This is a genomic window from Vibrio sp. 1580 (assembly GCF_033340055.1).
Window position 1 is genome coordinate 1 of record NZ_JAWOVT010000291.1, and the last position, 703, is coordinate 703.

Consider the following 703-nt stretch of genomic DNA (forward strand, 5'->3'; position numbering starts at 1 on the left):
GAGTCAACAATTGCTGTCTTCTTCCCGTTCTCAACGATATCGACCACAGTAACTACTAAGTCTGTCGTCTTAGTGATGATGGCTTCACCCGGCTCTAGGTACATTTGCACGCCGTGCTTCTCAGAAAATGCTTTTAGCGCTAGACCTAGCTTCTCAATATCGTAACCCGGCCACGTGAAGAATACGCCGCCACCCATGCTCACCCAATCCAGCTTGTTTAGGTATTCGCCAAACTGCTCTGAAATCGCATCTAATAGGCCGATAAACGCGTCCACATCTTTGTTCTCGCAATTCATATGGAACATCACGCCATCAATACCTTCAAATACTTCAGGTTTGATGTGATCGGCTTGTACACCTAAGCGAGAGAATTTGCGCGCAGGGTTTGCGAGGTCTTGACCCGCGTAGCTCACGCCCGGATTTAAACGTAAACCAATCGACGCTTTGCCTTCAACAATGTGGCGGTAAGCTGCAAGTTGAGATTGCGAGTTGAAAATCATTTTGTCACAGATGTCTGCGACTTCACGTACGTCATCTTCGCTGTAACCCACACTGTAGGCGTGCGTTTCGCCACCAAACGTTTCGTAGCCAAGTTTTACTTCGAATGGACCGGAGCTGGTCGTGCCGTCTAAGTAAGGCTTGATGATGTCAAACACACCCCAAGTAGAGAAACACTTCAGTGCTAGCACAAGCTTTACACCTG

Annotated in this window: 1 pseudogene; it reads right to left on the reverse strand. The window is 48.1% G+C overall.

The window, feature by feature from the left end:
• Positions 1-703 (reverse strand): annotated as a pseudogene (locus R7093_RS25600) (carboxynorspermidine decarboxylase); the annotation flags it as partial.